This window comes from Aldersonia kunmingensis, assembly GCF_001646865.1.
Classification (GTDB): Bacteria; Actinomycetota; Actinomycetes; order Mycobacteriales; family Mycobacteriaceae; genus Aldersonia; species Aldersonia kunmingensis.
The window spans coordinates 23,106-43,303 of the sequence record NZ_LRRB01000112.1; the positions used below are offsets into that span (position 1 = coordinate 23,106).

General features: G+C 64.3%; 17 protein-coding genes. 13 read left to right on the forward strand and 4 right to left on the reverse strand.

Translation table 11 applies throughout. From position 1 onward, the window contains the following. The 9 genes from A8G08_RS08940 to fadD8 all read left to right on the forward strand — a co-directional run bounded on the left by A8G08_RS08940 (position 1) and on the right by fadD8 (position 9,042). Complete coding sequence (locus A8G08_RS08940; protein ID WP_068272954.1) at positions 1-246, forward strand: HypC/HybG/HupF family hydrogenase formation chaperone; 246 nt, start codon at positions 1-3, stop codon at positions 244-246. Then, on the forward strand, positions 243-2,570 hold the full coding sequence (hypF, locus tag A8G08_RS08945) for a carbamoyltransferase HypF (RefSeq protein WP_068272956.1): 2,328 nt from the start codon (positions 243-245) through the stop codon (positions 2,568-2,570). Before A8G08_RS08940 ends, hypF begins: the two co-directional genes overlap by 4 nt. Beyond that, on the forward strand, positions 2,567-3,310 hold the full coding sequence (locus A8G08_RS08950; RefSeq protein WP_068272958.1) for a hydrogenase assembly protein HupF: 744 nt from the start codon (positions 2,567-2,569) through the stop codon (positions 3,308-3,310). The genes hypF and A8G08_RS08950 overlap by 4 nt, the downstream gene beginning before the upstream one ends. Continuing rightward, a complete protein-coding gene (locus tag A8G08_RS08955; protein ID WP_068272959.1) occupies positions 3,310-3,993 on the forward strand; it encodes a D-sedoheptulose-7-phosphate isomerase in 684 nt (227 codons plus the stop codon). Before A8G08_RS08950 ends, A8G08_RS08955 begins: the two co-directional genes overlap by 1 nt. After that, positions 3,990-5,096, forward strand: coding sequence for a hydrogenase expression/formation protein HypE (hypE, locus tag A8G08_RS08960; RefSeq protein ID WP_084436053.1), 1,107 nt, complete (start codon positions 3,990-3,992; stop codon positions 5,094-5,096). Before A8G08_RS08955 ends, hypE begins: the two co-directional genes overlap by 4 nt. Before the next feature lie 17 nt (positions 5,097-5,113). Then, positions 5,114-5,386 (forward strand): HypC/HybG/HupF family hydrogenase formation chaperone, encoded by a 273-nt coding sequence (locus A8G08_RS08965; RefSeq protein WP_068272961.1) that lies wholly within the window; start codon positions 5,114-5,116, stop codon positions 5,384-5,386. Between the two features lie 11 nt (positions 5,387-5,397). Further along, positions 5,398-6,531 (forward strand): hydrogenase formation protein HypD, encoded by a 1,134-nt coding sequence (gene hypD, locus A8G08_RS08970; protein WP_068272963.1) that lies wholly within the window; start codon positions 5,398-5,400, stop codon positions 6,529-6,531. Continuing rightward, positions 6,532-7,266 carry a DUF6390 family protein gene (locus A8G08_RS08975; protein ID WP_068272964.1) on the forward strand — a complete coding sequence of 245 codons (735 nt, stop codon included), beginning with the start codon at positions 6,532-6,534 and terminating at the stop codon, positions 7,264-7,266. It abuts the gene before it with no gap. Positions 7,267-7,431: 165 nt separating this feature from the next. Next, complete coding sequence (gene fadD8, locus A8G08_RS08980) at positions 7,432-9,042, forward strand: fatty-acid--CoA ligase FadD8 (protein ID WP_068272966.1); 1,611 nt, start codon at positions 7,432-7,434, stop codon at positions 9,040-9,042. Positions 9,043-9,171: 129 nt separating this feature from the next. On the opposite strand, the gene A8G08_RS08985 is transcribed toward fadD8, so the two are convergent. Then, a complete protein-coding gene (locus A8G08_RS08985; protein WP_068272969.1) occupies positions 9,172-10,158 on the reverse strand; it encodes a glycoside hydrolase family 43 protein in 987 nt (328 codons plus the stop codon). Positions 10,159-10,396: 238 nt separating this feature from the next. On the opposite strand from A8G08_RS08985, the gene A8G08_RS08990 reads away from it, so the two are divergent. After that, entirely contained in the window at positions 10,397-10,975 is a 579-nt protein-coding gene (locus tag A8G08_RS08990; RefSeq protein ID WP_157108474.1) for a DUF6197 family protein, read from the forward strand. Positions 10,976-11,440: 465 nt separating this feature from the next. Continuing rightward, complete coding sequence (locus A8G08_RS08995) at positions 11,441-11,773, forward strand: hypothetical protein (RefSeq protein WP_068272973.1); 333 nt, start codon at positions 11,441-11,443, stop codon at positions 11,771-11,773. 99 nt (positions 11,774-11,872) lie between these two features. Here the strand turns inward: A8G08_RS08995 and A8G08_RS09000 are convergent, their stop codons facing one another. Beyond that, positions 11,873-14,131: a serine/threonine-protein kinase gene (locus A8G08_RS09000; RefSeq protein ID WP_084436054.1), complete on the reverse strand. Its 2,259-nt coding sequence runs from the start codon at positions 14,129-14,131 to the stop codon at positions 11,873-11,875. 110 nt (positions 14,132-14,241) lie between these two features. Between A8G08_RS09000 and A8G08_RS09005 the strand changes: the two genes are divergently transcribed. Next, entirely contained in the window at positions 14,242-14,877 is a 636-nt protein-coding gene (locus tag A8G08_RS09005) for an FHA domain-containing protein (protein ID WP_084436055.1), read from the forward strand. Positions 14,878-15,030: 153 nt separating this feature from the next. Beyond that, the gene (locus A8G08_RS09010) at positions 15,031-16,185 is read left to right on the forward strand and encodes a hypothetical protein (protein WP_084436056.1); all 1,155 of its coding nucleotides are present in this window, start codon (positions 15,031-15,033) and stop codon (positions 16,183-16,185) included. A 75-nt stretch (positions 16,186-16,260) separates the two neighbouring features. Here the strand turns inward: A8G08_RS09010 and A8G08_RS09015 are convergent, their stop codons facing one another. Continuing rightward, positions 16,261-16,587 (reverse strand): DUF732 domain-containing protein, encoded by a 327-nt coding sequence (locus A8G08_RS09015; RefSeq protein WP_068272974.1) that lies wholly within the window; start codon positions 16,585-16,587, stop codon positions 16,261-16,263. A 193-nt stretch (positions 16,588-16,780) separates the two neighbouring features. Next, complete coding sequence (locus tag A8G08_RS09020; RefSeq protein WP_342669642.1) at positions 16,781-20,122, reverse strand: AAA family ATPase; 3,342 nt, start codon at positions 20,120-20,122, stop codon at positions 16,781-16,783. Positions 20,123-20,198: the final 76 nt, after the last annotated feature.

The window sequence follows — 20,198 nt, forward strand, 5'->3', positions numbered from 1 at the left end:
ATGTGTCTCGGCATCCCCGGACGGGTCGTCGAAGTGCTCGACGGTTACCACAACCAGATCGCGCTCGTCGATGTGCATGGCGAGAAGCGGAAGGTGAACATCGGTTTGCTGGAGGATGATTCGCCCGCCCACCCCGGCGACTGGGTGATCATCCACATGGGATTCGCAATGGAGAAGACGGACGAGGCGGGCGCAGCGAAGGCAATGGCCGGGCTCGAGTTGCTCGGACGTGGTGAGAGCCCATGACGGCGACGGCACTCGACGGCCGGGTCGAACGGGTCCGGCTGGTTGTTCGCGGAATCGTGCAGGGCGTTGGTTACCGTCCGTTCGTCGCGCGACTGGCGAACGAACTCGGCCTGTCCGGTCATTGCGGCAACGATGAATCGAGCGTCTTCATCGAGGTGGAGGGGAGCGAGCGTTCGATCGCGCAGTTCGTGCGCCGATTGCGCTCGGACTCGCCGCCGATGTCGGAGATCCTCGATGTCAGCAGCGTTCGGCTGGACCCGCGGGGGGACACCGAGTTTCATATCACCGCAAGCCGTCATCGGTGCGGCGCCCGGACGTTGATCCCACCCGACGTCGCGACGTGTGCCGACTGTTTGCGAGAGTTCCACGACCCGGCGAACCGCCGTTACCTGCATCCATTCATCAACTGCACCAACTGCGGGCCGCGGTTCACCGTGATCCGGGACCTGCCCTACGACCGTCCGGCAACGACCATGGCCGATTTCGAGATGTGCTCGCGATGCGCCGCCGAGTATTCCGACCCGACCGACCGCCGCTACCACGCTCAACCGATCTCCTGCCACGAATGCGGGCCACGCGTGCATCTCGAACAGGACGGGTCTGTTGTCACCGGTGACCAAGCTGTTTTCGAGGGCGCGCGACGTGCGCTCCTGGACGGAAAGATATTGGCGGTCAAGGGAATCGGTGGCTACCACTTGGTCTGCAACGCCACGGATCCAGCGGCAGTGGCCACGCTGCGCGAGCGCAAACACCGGCCCGCCAAACCATTTGCGGTCATGGCGGCCGACCTCGATTTCGCGTACGCGCTGTGTGTGATCGACGACGTGGAGCAGGGACTGTTGCAGCAGCCCGCACGCCCGATCGTGCTGCTGCGCAAACGATCCGCCTCGCAGGTGGCAGACGAGGTGGCGCCGGGTCTCGACGAACTCGGCGTGATGCTTCCCTACACGCCGGTGCATCAATTGCTGTTCGACGCGACAATGCCGCGCGTGCTCGTGATGACGTCCGGCAACCTGAGCGGTGAGCCACTGTGTTTCGCCGACGACGACGCGCGGATGCGGCTAGCCGGGATCGCCGACGTCTTCCTCGTACACGATCGAGAGATCGCCGTGCCCTGTGAGGACTCGGTCGTGACCGTGTCGCTCGGGTCCGAGGTACCCATCCGGCGCTCTCGAGGGTTCGCACCACTGCCCGTTCCATTGCCCGACACGGGACCAGTTGTGTTGGGCGTCGGAGCCGAACTGAAGAACACCTTCTGCCTCACGCGCGAAGACCTCGCGTTCTGCTCCGCGCATCTCGGCGACATGGGCACGCTGGAAAGCCAACGGGCGTTCGAGCGGTCGATCGACCAGCTCACCACCCTGCACGGCGTCACACCGAGCGTGGTTGTCGCAGACGACCATCCCGGCTACTCAACTCGACGATGGGCCGAACGGTACTGCGACGTCAACGATCTCGCGTTGCACACGGTGCAGCATCACCATGCGCACGTGGCGTCGCTCATCGCCGAACACGGCCGCTTGGGTACACCGCTGCTAGGAATCGCCTTCGACGGCACCGGATACGGGTGTGACCGGACAGTGTGGGGCGGCGAGCTGGTGGCGGTCGGAACCGAAGTCCTGGACTTCGAACGCGTCGGGCACCTGCAGTCATTCCAGCTGCCCGGTGGCGACACCGCGATTCGCAATCCGGTTCGAGTGGCGATGTCGCTGCTCCACGAGGCGGGAATCGAGGCATCCGACGCCCTGCCGTGCATCCGTGCCCTGCGAGATGGCGAACACGAACTGATCGCGTCGCAGCTGTCCACCGGTGCAGGTTGTGTCCGGACCACGAGTGCTGGCCGGCTTTTCGACGGAGTGTCGTCGCTGCTCGGCGTGCGGCACCGGGTGACCTACGAGGCTCAGGCTGCCATCGAGTTGGAGGCGCTGGCGCGTTCGGCTGCCCGACCGATTCCACTCGCCATAGATATCGACGTCGACCAGCTGACCCTTCGAGCGCTACTCGAGGAACTGGTGCCCGCCCTTCGGCGAGGAGACGATACGGCGTCGCTGGCGCTCGGATTCCACCACGCGCTCGCGCATGGGACCGCGGAACTCGCGGTTCGGCGCGCGAAGGACTTCGGGATCCGCGGCATCGGTTTGACCGGCGGCGTGTTCCAGAATCGTCTGCTGCTACAACTGCTTCGGGAAGAGTTGGAGTACAAAGGTTTCGACGTCCTGACGCACCGGCGTGTGCCCGCGAACGACGGTGGTCTTTCGCTCGGGCAGGCGGTCCTCGGTCGCGCGATCGCTGCGCGGCACGCACGAATGGGAGCACAGTCATGACAGCCACCGCACATTCGCCTACCGAACTGATCGACGGGGCCCTGTCCGAGGATCTTGCCGCGGCCGCGTTGGCGCTCGCACGACGCTTCTCCGCAGGCGCCACGTTATGGGCGGTGTCGCCGCAGTGGGAACCGCATGCTCACCACATCGCCGTGGAGTTCGTCCATCCGGTCATCATGGGCAAGCGAGCGCTTCCATCGGTTGCGCTCGTCGAGCCGGATCCGGTGGCGCAGTGCAGAGTTGCGACGAGACCGGGCGACGTCGTCATCGCCGTCGCCTCGGCTGACCAGCCACAGGTGCTCGACATCATGCGCCGTGCACCCGCGTGGGGTGCCGACACGATCTGGATCGGCTACGGCGAACGGCCGGATTCCGGCGCAGCCGACCACATCCTCTGGGTTTCGTCGGACGATCCGATGGTTCCTGCCACCGGGCGGTTCGTGCTGATGTACCACCTGCTGTGGGAACTGACTCACGTTTGCTTCGAGCATCCGGGATTGATGTCCGTCGATGAGCCCGAATGCGCCGATGAGGGCTGCATCACCTGCGGCGACCTGGGGACGCTTGCCGAAGTGGTTGTCCTGCCTGGTAATCCGAAGGAGCCGGCGCTCGTCCGCACCAGCGACGGTGAGGAGTACATCGACGTCATGCTCATCGAAAATGTCGCTGTGAACGATCTGGTGGTTGTACACGGCGGAGCGGCGATCACACGACTCGACGATCTGTTGGGAGATGGGTGATGGCCGAGACCGAAAGTACTAACTTCCTGTACCCGTTCATCGACGCCGAGGAGAACGACGCGGCCTCGTTGCTCACAGATCTGGCGTCCTCGGCCCGCGGAAAGGCCGACGTGAGTCTGCGTCTGCAACAGGCGTCGATGCAGGAATGGGGGGAGGGCATAGCCGAAGCCGGTCGGCAGATGGCCGAGCGCTTCGCACGCGGCGGCCGCCTGTACACCTTGGGGAATGGCGGAAGCTCTACGGACGCAGCCACATTGGCGACCCTGTTCAGTCGGCCGGCACTCGGTCGTCCCGTGGCCGCCTGGTCGCTTGCGGCCGACACGTCGGTCGTGACCGCGCTCGGCAACGACGTGGGGTTCGACCTGATCTTCTCGCGTCAGATCATCGCGCACGCCAAGGAGCGCGACATCGCGGTGGCGTTGTCGACGTCGGGCAACTCCGACGATCTGTTGGTGGCGCTGGCCGAGGCGAGGAAGCGCGGCCTGCTGACCATCGGTTTCGCCGGGCACGACGGCGGTCGCATGGCGACCTGCGACGACCTCGACTTCTGTTTCACGATCCGGTCGCAGAGCATTCACCGCATCCAGGAGACCCACGCCGTTGTCGGCTACCAACTCTGGTCCGCGATGCAGGACCGGATGGCCGAGCTCTCACGAAGTAGCGCGACGGGAGCGCACCGATGACGAATACCCGAACCGAACCGGCCACCGCGGTCGAACGCGAAGCTCGAATGCTCGAGCGGATCGACAAGTTCCGCAAACGTCGCCCACGGCTCCTCGACACCGTGGTGACACTCGCCCACGGAGCGGGCGGGAAATCGTCTGCGGCCCTGGTCGACGCGGTGTTCCTCGAAGCGTTCCGCAACCCGGAGCTCGAACAACTGGGAGACGCCGCGGTGGTCACACTCTCCTCGGACGAGCGGATGGCCTTCTCGACGGACTCGTATGTTGTTCAGCCCCTGCGATTTCCGGGTGGATCAATCGGGAATCTCGCCGTCCACGGCACGGTCAACGACCTGGCCGTGGCCGGCGCGCGGCCGCGGTGGCTTTCGGCTGCGTTCGTCATCGAAGAAGGATTCGCCATCGCCGACCTGAAGCAGATCGTCGCGGACATGCGCGAGTCCGCGCTGGCCGCCGGCGTCAAGATCGTCACCGGTGACACCAAGGTCGTAGGGAGGGGTGCCGCCGACGGCGTGTACATATCGACTGCCGGAATGGGTTTGATCCCGCAGGGCCGCAAACTCGGCGCCGAACTGGTGAAGCCGGGCGACCGGGTCGTCGTCTCCGGAACCATCGGTGAACACGGTATGGCGGTCATGCTCGCGCGAGGCGAACTCGCCATCGAGGCAGACATCGACTCCGACACGGCGCCGGTGAACGGACTCGTCGAGGCGATGCTGGCCGCGGCGCCGTCCACCCGCTGGATGCGCGACGCCACCCGCGGCGGCGTCGGAACCGTCTGTAACGAGCTGGCCCAGATTGCAGGGCTGGCGGTCGTTCTCGATGAAGACAAGCTGCCCGTGCAGCCGCAGGTGCTCGGCGCCTGCGACATGCTGGGCATCGATCCGCTCTACGTCGCCAACGAGGGCAAATTCATCGCCATCGTCGCACCGGAGGAAGCCGACGCGGCGGTCGCTGCGCTGCGCGCGCATCCGTTGGGCGCCAACGCAACTGTGATCGGTGAGGTGATGGCGGAGCCGGAAGGCATCGTCGCGCTCCGCACCGCATTCGGCGGCAGCCGCATCGTCGACATGCTCGTCGGCGACCCGCTGCCCAGGATCTGCTGAAGCGAGGAGGCAGTGACATGTGTTTGGGCATACCAGGACAAGTCGTGGACATCGTCGACGAGGAGCAGTACCTGGCCAAGGTCGCTGTCAACGGCGTGCGCCGCATCATCAGTGTGCGGCTCCTCGCCGACGAGGGATTGGTCGTAGGTGATTGGGTGCTGGTCCATGTCGGGTTCGCCATGTCGAAGATCGATGAGGTCGAGGCGCAACTGACGCTCGAGCAGGTGGCGAAGATGGGCGCCGACTACGTCAACGAGATCGACGCCTTCAACTCGTCACAGATCGCTTAGGAGGTGCCGGAATGAAGTTCGTCGACGAATTCCGCGACCCGGCCGCGGCACGCGCCTTGGTCAAGTCGATCACCGAGCTCGCCGGAACCGACGAGTTCAAATTCATGGAGGTGTGCGGCGGTCACACGCACACCATCTACCGGCACGGCATTGAGCATCTGCTCCCACAGCACGTGGAGTTGGTGCACGGCCCGGGGTGCCCTGTGTGTGTCATTCCGATGGGGCGTGTCGACGATGCGATGTCGCTCGCCGAGCATCCCGCAGTCATCTTCACGACGTTCGGCGACATGATGCGCGTGCCAGGGTCACGCGGCAACCTGATCGAGGCGAAGGCCAGAGGCGCAGACGTGCGGTTCGTCTACTCCCCGCTGGATGCCCTGAAGATCGCCGTCGACAACCCGTCGAAGGAGGTCGTCTTCTTCGCCGTCGGGTTCGAGACCACCGCACCCTCGACGGCCGTAACCCTGGTCCGTGCAAGGCAATTGGGCGTCAAGAACTTCACGGTCTTCTGCAACCATGTCACGATCGTTCCGCCGATCAAAGCGATTCTCGACTCGCCCGATCTGCGGTTGTCGGGATTCCTCGGGCCGGGCCACGTATCGACCGTCGTGGGAACCCGCCCCTACCGGTTCGTGTCCGAGGTCTACGGCAAGCCGATGGTGGTCGCAGGGTTCGAACCGCTGGACATTCTCGCGTCGGTGCACATGCTGCTCCAGCAGATCCGGGACGGCCGCTGCGAGATCGAGAACCAGTACACCCGCGTGGTCAAGGCGGAGGGAAACACTCAGGCGCTGAAGCTGATGGCCGAAACCTTCGAACTGCGACCACATTTCGAGTGGCGCGGGCTCGGATTCATTTCGCAGAGCGCGCTGAAGGTACATCGCGATTACGTCGACTTCGATGCCGAGGCTCGGTTCTCGATGCCGGGTGTACGGGTGGCGGATCCGAAGGCGTGTCAGTGTGGCGAGGTGCTCAAGGGCGTCATCAAGCCGTGGGAATGCAAGGTCTTCGGCACGGCCTGTACTCCCGAGACTCCGATCGGCACCTGCATGGTGTCACCCGAAGGCGCGTGCGCGGCGTACTACAACTTCGGACGGCTGCACCGCGAGACTTCCCTGCTGGTCGGCCGGCGCTCGGAGCTGTGAGTGGCGGCGCCGCCGGGGCACCGACTGTTCGCTCGGTACGTGCACACGCCGAACTCGCTCGGCTACTGCGGTCCCGCCGACGCCGCTGCCCTGGAAGCGGTCGCGTGCGGACATGATGCCGACGGCGGCATCGAAGGGCTGGCGCGGAAGTTCACCGGGGCGTGGCCGTATCAGCAGTTGATCGCCGAACTGTCGGGGGTCGCGGACCCCCTCGACGAGCGTGTCGGTCGTGCGTACTGGACAGGCAACGAGCTGACCGAGCAGATCGACGGTGTCGAGTTCGGTCGTCTGTTGCTTGCGCGGTTCGCGCCGCAGGCGGCGCACTACTGGAAATACCTGACCGACGGGTTGCTCGACGAAGCCGCACCGACCCACATCTTTCACGTCCTGGGGATCTATCCCTGGACGCGCTTGCTGAACTCCAGCACACCGGAAGCGGTTCATGTGCTCGATTCGTGCCGAATCGCACCGGCCACGGTCGTGGGGGTCGGACCCGACGAGGTCGTCGTTCGTGAGCAGCGACTCGAGTTCGACGGACGCCTGTCAATTGGGGCCGAACAGGACCGTTCCGTGCGTTATCGCGTGCCGGAAGGCAAATTCGTGGGCGAACTGGACCGCGGCGACCTCGTCGCCATCCATTGGGATTTTGTCTGCGACAGGCTGTCGGCCGAGCAAGGGGAGCGGCTGACCTACTGGACACGATGGCAGTGCGAGCGCACGAATCGCCGGTTGTGACGTCTGGACAGAAGCTGACGTCTCCGAGGGGACCTGGCAGCCGACCATGGAAACGCCGATACCCACTAGAACGTGTACTAGTTTTGGCGGGTACGGTCGACGCGACCGAGCGGTTTGTCGTGTCGTTGGACACACCCGCACAATACGACCCGCAGGGAGTTTCTCGTGGCAGACGCCGACCTCCGCCGACCCGTGCACTCCGGCCACCTGACGGTGGGTGCGCTTGCGCGCAACAAGGACAAGCCGGTTTTGTTTCTCGGCGACACCACGCTGACCGGCGGCGAGCTCGCCGAGCGCATCAGCCAGTACATCCAGGCCCTGGAGGCAGTGGGCGCAGGTACCGGTTCCGCCGTGGGACTGCTCTCGTTGAACCGTCCCGAGGTGCTCATGCTCATCGGCGCCGGCCAGACTCAGGGCTATCGCCGTACCGCCCTGCACCCGATGGGTTCGCTGGACGATCATGCCTATGTCTTGGCCGATGGCGGCATCACCACGTTGATCATCGACCCCACCCCGGCGTTCATCGAGCGGGCGCTGGGGCTGATCGAAAAGGTGAGCAGCCTGCAGCAGATCCTCACCCTCGGTCCGGTGCCCGATGCATTGGTAGGCAAGGGCGCTTCGGTCGTCGACCTGGTTGCCGAGGCCGCCAAATACGATCCGAAGCCGCTGGTGGCTGCCGACTTGGCGCCCGATCACATCGGTGGGCTGACCTACACGGGCGGGACGACCGGTAAGCCGAAGGGCGTCATCGGCACCGTTCAGTCGATCACCACGATGACGACGATCCAGCTCGCCGAGTGGGAATGGCCCGAACATCCGAAGTTCCTGATGTGCACCCCGCTGTCGCATGCGGGTGCGGCGTTCTTCGTGCCCACCATCATCAAGGGCGGCGAGCTGGTCGTGCTGAAGACCTTCGACCCCGCCGAGGTGCTCCGGGTGATCGAGGAGCAGAAGATCACGGCCACGATGCTGGTCCCGTCGATGATCTACGCGCTGATGGACCACCCGGATTCGCACACGCGCGACCTGTCGTCACTGGAGACCGTCTACTACGGCGCCTCGGCCATCAACCCGGTCCGGCTCGAGGAAGCGATCAACCGGTTCGGCCCGATCTTCGCGCAGTATTTCGGCCAGTCCGAGGCCCCGATGGTCATCACCTACCTCGCCAAGGGCGATCACGACAAGAAGCGGCTGACCTCGTGCGGCCGGCCGACGCTGCTCGCTCGGGTGGCGCTGCTCGGTGAAGACGGCAAGCCGGTGCCGCAGGGCGAGGTCGGCGAGATCTGCGTATCCGGGCCGCTCCTGTCGGGCGGGTACTGGAACCTTCCGGACGCGACCGCCGAGACCTTCAAGGACGGCTGGATGCACACCGGCGATCTCGCCCGCGAGGACGAGGACGGGTTCTATTTCATCGTCGACCGCACCAAGGACATGATCGTCACCGGCGGTTTCAACGTATTCCCCCGCGAGGTGGAGGACGTCATTGCCGAGCATCCGGCGATCGCGCAGGTATGCGTGGTCGGCACACCCGACGAGAAGTGGGGTGAGGCGGTCACCGCAGTGGTTGTGTTGCGTCCCGGCGTCGACAGCTCCGAGGAATCGGTCGCCACGATCACGGCCGAAATCAAGGCTGCGGTGAAGGAGCGTAAGGGTTCGGTGCAGTCGCCCAAGCAGGTCATCGTTTCCGAGTCGGTGCCGGTAACCGCGCTCGGCAAGCCGGACAAGAAGGCGGTGCGTGCCCAGTTCTGGGCTGACAGCGCACGTTCTATCGGCTGAGGCAGCACGCAGTAAGACCATGAAACGCAGCGCCCACTTTTCAACATCACGCGCGGGATTCCGTGCGTATGTGCGAAAAGTGGGCGCTGGCGTTCAGGAGGGCCTCGGTCAGGACACCCTGGCCCGCCTTTAGGCCGGCTCCCGCATCACGCCGGCATGGCGAACCTTCCCGGAGACGCCTGGAAGCTCTTGCCGCGGCGACCAGGTCTGCATCCCGTCGGTGCTATCGGAATAGAAGTACTTTCCTTCGACGTAGGCGTCGAAATACATCCGCCAGGCGCCGTTCGGCAACTGGACCACGGCGGGGCCCTCCACCAACGTGCCCCAATTTCCCGGGGGGACGAATGAGTAGGGTCCCGTCGCCGACGGCGCGACCGCATGCTCGATGATCTTCCTCGTCTCGTTCTTGGTGAACGCGTGATAAGTCGATCCCACCTTCACGACGGTGGTGTCGATGTGGTCCGCTCCGATCCCGCCGAGCGGAACGGGCAGGCTCCAGATTCTGAGTCCGGGGTCCAGCGCCGTCATCAGGTACGGAACGAATCCTCCACCGGTCGACATCGACAGGATGACGTTGACGCGGTCGCCGTCCACGAACCATTCGGGCGCCCAGGCTTTCGTGGTGAATGGCGACAGCGACGGTCCATCGCTGGACCCGGCCGAACCCGAGGAACCGGGTGGGCTCGCAGAACCCGTGCCGTCGCCCGTGCCTGGCAGGAAGGCGCAGCAAAGCGGGACTGGCCAGTTACCGAGGAACGTCCAGTTGATCCGGTCATTGCTGCGCGCGAAGCCGATATTCGCCCCGTCGACCGTGGTGTAGGTGAGGTAGTACAACCCGTCCGTGTGCCGGAAGATACTTGGGTCACGCACCAGCCCTGACGGAGGCCGATACGCCGACAGTCGGGCCGGTTGGAACTGCGTGGCGTCCCACGACTCGTACACATCCAGGTCGCGGTCGCTGATATTGCTGAATGCCACCATCGTGTACCGCCAGGCGGGCGGTGCGGCGCCGCTGCTCCCCGGTGCGGCGACCAGCAGTCCCGCGACAGCGAGCAGCACCATCGATATGACAGGAAACCAGGATCGCTTGGTCGGCGTCACCGGTGCAGTATCCATGAAAACAGGCGCACCATGCGTAAGTTTGGCCGCATGTGCATCGGATCGGTTACCGGCGCCTTCGGTGACGCCGTCCAGGACAGGTGTTGGTGAAACTCGTTGTGGCGCAATGTTTGTACCTGATACATAACCGGACCCCAGCAAGAGTTCGATCGCAACAGACGTGATCTGCACCGATCGGCGCGTCCGCCCGACGTATATTTGGGAGGATCTGGATCCTCGATCCGAGGTGATCGCAATGAGCGTGTTGTCGGCGGAACTGAAGACATCGACGCGGCCGGAGGTCGGTGCCGCTGCACTGTCGCATGGGTGGCGCGAGCGGCGTCGACTACGGAAACGCCTAGCCGAACAGGACCGGCGCAGTGCTCAGCTTGCCGAGTTGCGCGCTATCGGCGCCATGCTCGAGGACGCGGAGAGGATCGTGCGCGCGGGTTGGGTGCAGCACGCATGGTTCTCCTACCGCGACGAGCGGGACCGCATCGCCGTCGCGAGTGCGCACGACCTGCGCCGCATGTCCGGCCGGCCGGTCGTCGGAGCCTGCCTGGTTGGCGCGATCGTGCAGGCGGGCGGCGGTGTACCGGCCGTGTGGTCACAGCCGGTACAGCGCACACTTGACCTGCTCTGGCACACCCTGCGTGAGAACAACCGGCCGGTGCAGTGGTGTCCGGCACCGTCGATGCGGCTGGCTCGGTTGCGTGAATTGACCGGATGGAACGACCGTCAGGGACGCGACCGAGACGAGGTGCTCGCATTGCTGGGCGCGGCCCGGGTGGCAGCTGACCGACTGGGCGCCGACGTGGCGGAGGCGGCGCGCTAGTCCCGGTGGCGCGATCGATGACCACAAATATTCATACCAAGGTGGGGTCGGAGACGAGGGCGCTGCTGCCGGCGCTGATCAACGCCTGATCGATCAGATCCTCGAAATAGTTCGGATGAGTGACGGTCACGGTGACTGCTTGGGCTTAGCCGGGCCAGTCCTTGTCATGGCGAATTCCTCTCACGTCGATGAAATCGCTGTTGTAATGCTGCGGTTTCGACGGCTCCGCTGGCTTCCACCGTCGGGGTGGAACTGGCGCACCCACAGCTGTTTGCGGGCCGGCGCTTCACTTACAGGACCTCGAGCGACATTATGGCGATGAAATAACCGGGGGTGCATAGGTATTCACCCCGAAGGTGGAAGCGATCCGGTATGGCGGCGAAGGACAGTTATGGGGCGTTCCCGAACGGGGAAGGTCAATGTTCGTCCAGCACCTTCGCTGGCCGAGATCGAAAGGTTAAGAACATGAACAAGTTTGCGCTCCGTATCGCCACTGCATCTGCGGCCGCCGTTTCGCTGATTGCGCTCGCGGCGGGAACTGCGTTAGCCACGCCGTATGTGAGTCCGGGGGATCCAGCACCGATCGACAACGTGATCAACGGCGAGCAACTCGACGCGAATACGGGCACGCTGGCCTACCAGTGCATGTGGCTCGGTCCCGGTATCGGGTTCGGATCGAATCCTGCGGGTGGCGTTGGGCCGGTCAGCGGACTGTTCTTCGCGTCTGGAACCGTCCAAGGCGTGTGCATGGACACGACGAACGGCGGCCTCGCCACTGGCATCGGATGGGTCGAATAGCACCGTTTCATCCGTTGCCGCGCAGCACCCGACTCCAGTCTGGTGCTGCGCGGCTTTTCGGCGTATCGAACTGTGCGCATCTGGGTGCGCGTCCCCGACCTATGAGCGGACGCGGTGGGGGAGCACGGTGCTAACCACTCGGACGAGCGCGGCGATATCCGCGTCGACGATCCGGAATGCTACGAAGCCACCCACAACGACAATGGCTCCGACGACGCCCAACCCGATGATCGAGTCGATGACCAGGTGCAGATCTTGCGGGCCGAGGAACATGACTCCGGCAACGATCCCCAGCAGGGGTGTGAGGGCCGTGACGACGAGAACCTGCCCGCATCGGCGCGCCAGTCGGCGCAGTTGCTTCGCATCGTCGGGTGTCGTGGACCCGTACATCAACAGCGCGGGGTAATACCAGCGCACGACATGAGCGGTCACCAACAGGAAGGGAAATATTGCGGCGATGGTCGCAGTGACGACTTGCGAGGCGAAGAGGTTGGCGATCAACCCGATACGCAGATCGGCGATAACCAGAATCGTCCCACCGAGTACCACCAGTGAGCACAGCCATCCCGTGAACGCGATGAGCGCCAGTCGATCTGCGCATACCAGGGTGTCGTGACGAGCACGTGCGAGAGTCGTTGCGTTGTACCACTTTCCCGTCCGTACACCCCACGGAACGGTGATGACGTTGCGGCAGACATAGACCATCAAACCGCCGAACGCCGGGAAGAACGTGACTGCGACGACGATAACCATCGTCGTGTAGGCGGGGTGCGTCTCGGCAGGCAGGTGGCGGGTCAGCAGAGCTACGTTATGGCCGAATATGTAGGCCGTAGCTAGGATTTGGCCCATCACGAGCGCGCTCGTCGCCACGGGTATGGGGCGCAACGCGAGACGCTCGCGGAGGCTTCCATGCGGTGGGTCCACCAGGCTGCGGGCGCGGGCGTCGAGGCTAAGCGCGAGCTGCTGAGCGAGTTCGGCGCCCGACGACCATCGACGCTCGGGACGCGGAGCGAGACAGGTTAGCAGTACACGGCGCAGCGTGGCGGGGCAGTCGGCCGGCACGTCATCGAGCGCGGACGCCTCGATACCGCGCCTCCGCAGTGCGAGCATGCGTTCGAGCGAAGTCGGGGAATCGCCCGCGCAAGTCTCGTCGGCGAACGGCCGCGCGCAGGTGAGAAGTTCCCACAGCATGACGCCGAGGGCGTAGATATCACTGCGACCGTCGAGGCTCTCGGCCGTACCGGGAAGGCCCGGGTGGCACGCTTCCAGCTGTTCGGGGGACATATAGGGAAGCGAGCCGCCGAAATAGACCGCCGGGGTCGCGCCGGGGATGTGCTGGTTGAAACTGATGTTGAAGTCGGCGAGTTGCGGTGCGCCGTCCATGGTTAGCAGCACATTGGCCGGCTTGATATCTCGATGCAATACGCCGTGCTGGGCCGAGTAGTCGAGTGACTCGGCGAGTCGGCGTCCCAGCCACGCGACGGTTTCCGGCCAAGACAGCGATGAGAGCTCCGCTCGAATCCCGGACTCAACTGGGACCGAGCCCTTTTCGCCGAGCGCCTCGTCGACGGCCGCCAGCAGTAGCGCGCCATTTCGCTGGGCCGGTGCGGTGTCGGCGGCGCGCTGCAGCAAGTCGAGCAAGGTTCCGCCCGGTACATACTCCATGTACATGAGCTTCAGGTCTCGCTCGGCGAGGAGGCGCTGGTCGAAAACCCGCACAATGTAGGGATGATCCAGTTGGGCCAAGGTTTGCGGTTCTGTGCCGTGATTGTGTGAAACCTTCAGTGCCACAAGGCGATGCATGGATCGTTGACGTGCGAGGAACACCCGTGCGAATGCGCCGCGGCCGAGGTCGAGCAGCAGGTCGAAGTCGTCGATCTGGGAGCCGACTTCGAGCGTTTCGAGCGCATCGAGTGCTTCGACCGCGCGCGGGCGCACGATCAGGGTGCTGCGGTAATCACCCGAGGACAACCGCGGCCGTACGTCTTCGGAGTACTCCGCCGGGTCCACCGCCACGCCCGCGCGACGCAGACTGAAGAATTCCTCGTATAGCAGGTCGGGGGATAGTGGAACGGCTCGCAGTTCCGGAAACTCCGCAAGGTATTCGGCCAGCCGTTTGGGATTGGCGGCCCGGCCCGACCGGAACTTCATGTCGACTTTGATCAGTTCGACCAGGAAGACGTTGCGGATATCGGTCGCGTCGGGGATGAAGGCAGCCAAATCGGGCGGTACATCGTGCTGTGACCAGGCAGTGGAGAATCGCGCGAGCACTGCGGCCAGCGCCGTCTGCGTGTCGCACGAAGAATTGTCGTCGACGAGGCCGGTGGCCTCGGTCGGCGATCGAACGTCGCGCTCCATTGTCGGAGTCCTCGCCGCACGAGCGGTAGTGCAATCGTAGACCGTTGCCCGTTGCGGTGTCGGAGGCTTCGGATAGCCCCGAAGAGTGTGGATAGGCGCACACTAGGTTCGTGTCGGAGGCGCAAGAACCCGTTGGCGTCGGACAGGCCGAAGTAATCTTCGACGACAGCCAAGGCAGGCAGTGCAGCGTCGTGCTATCGGCGGATCGGGCGATAGTTGTCATCGGTCGTGGTTCCGAGGCTGACATCGCGCTGACCTGGGACCCTTCGGTCTCGAGGTTGCACGCTGCTCTGCGGTGGATGGGTGCGTACTGGACGCTCGAGGACAACGGTTTATCGAGCAACGGCACATTCGTGAACGGCAAGCGACTGGCCGGTCGGCATCAAATGCGCAACGGCGACATCGTGCTCGTCGGCGAGACGTCACTGCTGTACCGCGGCAATCGGGGAATCGGCCAACCGGCCACACGCGAATCCGGCCACGAACCGCTTGCGATGCGCCCCACCGACGCCCAACTGGACGTTCTTCGCGCGCTGTGCCGGCCGCTTGCACACGCGCCCTACGCCGTGCCGGCCTCCAACCGGCAGATCGCCGAGGAGCTTGGCATATCCGATGCCACCGTGAAGTCCCACATGCGTGAGCTCTTCCTCCGGTTCGGTATCGACAGCGCGCCGCGTGGACAGAAGCGGAGCCGCCTCGCCCAGCGCGCGCTCGATGACGGACTGGTGACGTCGCAACCCGACTGATCGGTCAGGCTGCAATTACCCCGCGGGGCGGCCACCCCATTGATTCGTGCGAGGTGCGCTGAACACGGGAGGTGCGCGCCGTGAAGATTTCGACTATTAATTTCCTGTGCACCTGCCGACTTCTGCTGTGACAACGCTCCTCTGGGGGAACCGATGACAACGCCCAACAACGACATCGCTCAGCTCGCGCGGCGGGTCGATGATGCGCGCGGTCGGATGGTCTATCAGTCGGATCCGGCCCTCACCGAAGTGCTGTCGGAGAACGAACTGCAAGCCGAACGGGACCTTGCCGAGCGGATTCGCGTCGAGGACCGAGCGCAGCGCTGGAAGCACGTGCAAGCGACCGCGGCTGCGGCCGATCGCGCGCGGGGCACCGCAGAAGAAATCGAGAGGGCCGACATGCGCGATCTCCTCATCGCTCGCAAGGCGATCGCGGCCCAGCGGCGTGAATCGAGCCCGCACGCGAAACTCGCATCGCTGTACCAGAATCGGACATGGTCGCTGCGAGCGCTTGCCGGAGTGGTCGTCGCCGGCATGCTGTGGTCGGCGGTCAACGTGCAACACAACATCGCCCCGGGCGGGGCATCTGATCCACTGTTCTGGTTCAGCTATCTGCTGGAAGCCATGATCAGCGTCTGCCTCATCATCATCATGATCGGAACCAACAAGGTTGCCGAATGGGGTGTGCTGGACAGCCGTTGGCAGGTCGCCACGGCAGAAGCCGCGCTGTTGTCGCTCACGATCGGTCTGAATGTCTACCCGTATGTCCGCACGGGCGACTGGTACGACGCGATGGTCCACGCGGTCGCGCCGGTGATGATCGGCGTCGCGTTGCTCATACACAACGCGGCAAGCCAGCGCTATGGCCTCGCGATCTACCGCGCGACGGATGCGATGCGCGATATGCCCGATCCCGCCGAGCAGATCCGGCAGAAGCTGCGTGTGCGACGGATGTCGACGATGTCGGACTACAACGACACGACCGCGCCGCAACAGCCGACGGATTCCGCGCCGCCGATTCGGGCGATCGTCGCTGTCGAACCGGCAACCGTAGCTGTAGACGCTGAGGTGCTGGACGACGACGCTGCTGTCGTAGCCACTCCGACGACACTGTCCGGCGCGAAGGAGAAGGCTGCTGCCGAGGTGGACGCGCTGTTCGAGGCGATCCTGACGCGGCCATCCGACGACAAGAAGAACGAGGGAAGCGCCGACGCTTCCGCGGCGGCACAGGAGGGCCCTGATCTAGTGCAGGAGCTCGCCGAATTGCAGGCCGCGAGGAAGCGGGCCCGCGGCGGGAAGCGCTCCTAGCCCACCTGCGGCACGGAAAAGCCGGTATCGGGTTCATCCGATACCGGGCTTTCGCGTTTTCTGGGTTGTGCTCGATCAGCCCGCGAAGTTGGGGCAAAGATTCGTGGTTGCTGCGCTGACGAACAGCGTGCCCTGATTGAAGTTGTAGGTCCGTTCGACGGCGCTCATCTCGTCGAGTACCGAGACGCCGGCGCGGAGGTGGTCGCATGTCGCGTTCCCGGCCGCCACCATCTCGTCGGGCGTCTTACCGGGCAGGGTGGCGTTGTTGATGGTGATCTCGTCGAGAAAGGACGCCGGCGTGGCCATTGCCATGCCGCCGCCGATGACGCCCGCGCCGACACCGGCGACGGTCAGGGCGAAGGTTGCGGCGACGGCGTTGCGGCGAATGCGGGTGGTGAACACTGTGTTGTCCTCTGCTCGGTCTGGATGATCGGGTTTGGGATTGCTCTGCACACCGTGTCTCGGTATGGGCAATACATTTCCTCGTGAATCGATGTCGAGATACCCACCCTTGGGGTGTGGATGGGTGCCCTCCGGGGTGGCGTGCTGACACCCTGGATCACCGTTTCGCTGTCCCGATCGTGGTCGTCATGGCCTACTGCAATCGAGATAGGTCATCCACGAGAACGCGGGCGTCCTGCAAGTCGGCGGTATCGAAACCCTCTGTGAACCAGCCATATACAGGCATCAGAAGCTCGCATGCCTGGTCGCGCTTGCCCTGCTGCTGCCACAGTCGAGCCAGGCTGGTGGCGGCGCGGAGCTCCCATGATTTCGCTTGTTGTTGGCGTGCGACCTCCAATGCCCGCTGGAAACACTGCTCCGCCTGGGTTGCGTTTTCTGCGCTCTGTTCGAGGAGCAACTCGCCATTGATGCGGTACACCTCGGACTCGTAGAGGTGCTCGTCGTTGCGCTCGACCCACTGCATTGCCTCATCGAGCGCGGCAAAGCCTTCGTCGAACTGTCCGGCCTTGCCCTTCGCCTCGGCAAACAGTGCAAAGAACCATGGCCAGACCGCGCCCATGTCGAAAGCGCGGCGGCGATCCATCGCCTCGCGGATGTCCGCGATGCCTGCGGCCACCTCACCCTGCTCGGCGAGCGCCCAACCTCGGGGCAGGAGACACCAGAGTGCGACCGCGTGTAGGTCACGCTCCCGGGAAATCGATAGTGCGGCTTCCGCTTGGGCCAGCGCGGACTCGGTATCCCGACGCAGTTGCGCCAACTGGGCAGACATCAAGAGCGTCAGCCCGACGCTGTACGGATGTTCGAACCCGCGCGCACGCGTCAACGTTTGCTCCATGACTTCCACAGCCCGCGTTGGGTAGCCCAGCACCCAGTGCGAAAGGGCGTTGAGGTATCCGCAGAGAACTCCCGAATCCTGGATGTAGCTCACGATGCAGGTCCGGTATTGATCCGGGCTGTACAGGGCGAGGCCTTTGGCCGTGTGGTCACGCACCCCGACGACATCTCCCTGCCACCACGCCGCATAGGCGAGCATTCGGTGTCCGACGGCCAGGATCAGCGGATCTTGTTGCGGTTCGGCCAGTTCCAGGAACTCCTCTGCCAAAGCGCGCGCCTTCTTCATATGGCCGCGCAGTATCTGCGCGTATTGCAGGCCGGACAGCGCGGGGAACAGTTCCGGGGTGCTCCCGACTTGTCGGGCCAGCTCGCACGCGCGGGCGTAGTTGTGCTCGCCGGCGTGTGGGCCACGCACACTCGCCACCGCGCCGCCGAGCAATATTTGCAGGGAGATTTCCTGCTTGGCGCGTTGAGGTGTGTCGGGCAGCGTGCTGAGCAGGTCGTAGCCGCGCATCGCGTGGGTGGCTGCTTCGTCGTTGGCATATCTCTGCAGGGCGCGTTGTGCGGCAGCCTGCCAGTAAGGGATAGCCTGCGCGGTCAGTCCGGCCTCGGTGTAGTGGTGTGCCAGCAGTTCCGGTTGAGTCGAAACGACTTCAGGGAAACGGGATTCGAGTGCTTCAGCGATGCGCTGGTGGTGCTGTTGGCGGGTGCTCCTGAGCAGTAAGGCGTAGGCCGCGTCCTGAATCAACGCATGCTTGAATCGGTAGGTCGACGTCGGCGGCTGGCCCTTTTCGTACAGGAGCTCCGCTTCGGTCAGCTGGCGCAGTCCGAGCTGCAGGTTGTCGTCGTCCCACAGTGAAACTGCCCGCAGCAACGCGTAACTGAATTCGCGCCCCAATGTTGCGGCCAGCTCGGCAAGCGGCTTCACTGCGGACAACTGGTCCAGGCGCGCGGTCAGCGAGTCGTGCAGTGTGCTGGGAATCGCCAACGCGGGCAATGGGCCGTTGAGCTCGTAGCGCTCGGCACGCTCGACGAGATGGCCCGACTCGAGCAGCATCTTGGTCAGTTCTTCGACGAACAGCGGCACACCATCGGTCTTGGCTATCACCTGTCCCATCAGGTCCATCGGCAATGTCTTGCCGCCGGTCACCCGGCTCGCCAGTTCGCCGGCCTCGTCGGGCGGCAGGCGACCGAGCGTGATTCTCGCGAGATCAGTGTGTGGCGCCCATGGTGGTTCGAACTCCGGTCGGTAGGTCAGAAGCATCATGATGCGAGCGTTCGGCACCAGTTCGATAAGGAGACTGAGGAATTCGATCGTTGTGGGATCGACCCAGTGCAGATCCTCCATAACGAACAGCAGGGGCTGGCGGTCCGATTGCTTCAGCGTCATCGCCGCGAGCGCGTCCAGGGTTTGTTTCTTGACCTGATCAGGAGGCGCAGTGATCGGGGCGTATTCCGGCGTCAGCGGGATCGACAACAAAGCCGCCCACAATGGGACCGCATCGGCCAACGGTTGCCCGTTCTGCACGAGCCAACCCTCGAGTTTGCGCATTTTCTGGGTGGCGGAGTCGTGGCGCTCGAAGCCCAACGCCACACGTTCGAGTCCGTCGATCAGCGGATGCAGAGCGGTGTGCTGGTAGAAGGGCGAACACTGCAGTGGGACGAGCCTCGCGTCGTCGTCGGTGGCATATTCGCCGATGTGCCGGATAACGCGGGACTTGCCGATCCCCGGCTCACCGCAAACCAGCACGACTTGACCATTTCCGCTGCGGGCTCGGTCCCAGCGTTCTTCGATCCGCGCCACCTCGGCTCGACGCCCGACCAGCGGGGTCAGGCCGGCATTGCCGATTGCTTCGAGCCTGGTCCGGGCGGTGCTTTCGGAGAGCACCTGAAAGGCCTCCATCGGCGCGGCCACGCCTTTGAGGTGTGGGCTTCCCAAAGACTCGCAGGTGAAGAGACCGCCTAGCAGTTGATGGGTAAAGGCACTGACTACCAAGGTGTTTGGTTCGGCGACACCCTGGAGCCGTGCCGCGATGTTGGGCGTCTCGCCGAGCGCCATATCGTCGTGACCGGTTCCGCTCAGCTCGCCGACTACCACCAGGCCGGTATGACACCCGATCCGCACAGCGAGCGTGACGCCATGCTTTTCGACGAGGCCGGCGTTGAGCTGACCGACGGTCTCCACGATGCCCAGCCCGGCCCGCACGGCTCGTTGCGCGTCGTCCTCGTGGGCGAGGGGATACCCGAAGTAGACGAGCAGGCCGTCGCCGAGATACAGCGCGATATGACCGTCGAAGCGGGCGATGACCTTGCCACACGCGTCGTAGTAGGTCCGCATGATCTCGCGCCACTCTTCGGGATCGAACTGGCTCGCGAGCGGGGTGGAGCCCACCAGGTCGCAGAACAACATCGTCAGATGCCGGCGTTCGGCCTCCGGAGATTGAGGGAGCGGCGCGGCGTCCGCGGGTTTGCCGACCCACACGAAGCCCGAACCCTCTTCGCGAATTGTTTCGCGGTGTGCGTAGTGGAGTTCTTCCCTGATTGCTTGGAAGTGTCCATCGTCCAGATCGAACTCGAGCCTCAGTGCTTGATGTGACACGCGGCCACGGCTACTGACCAGCTCGACGACCTGGTCGAGCATGGCGTAGAAGTCCACAGTCGACCCTCCACGCCCCCCAATTCGGCGTTAGCTGGAAGTCTTCCACGATTGCCGGTGA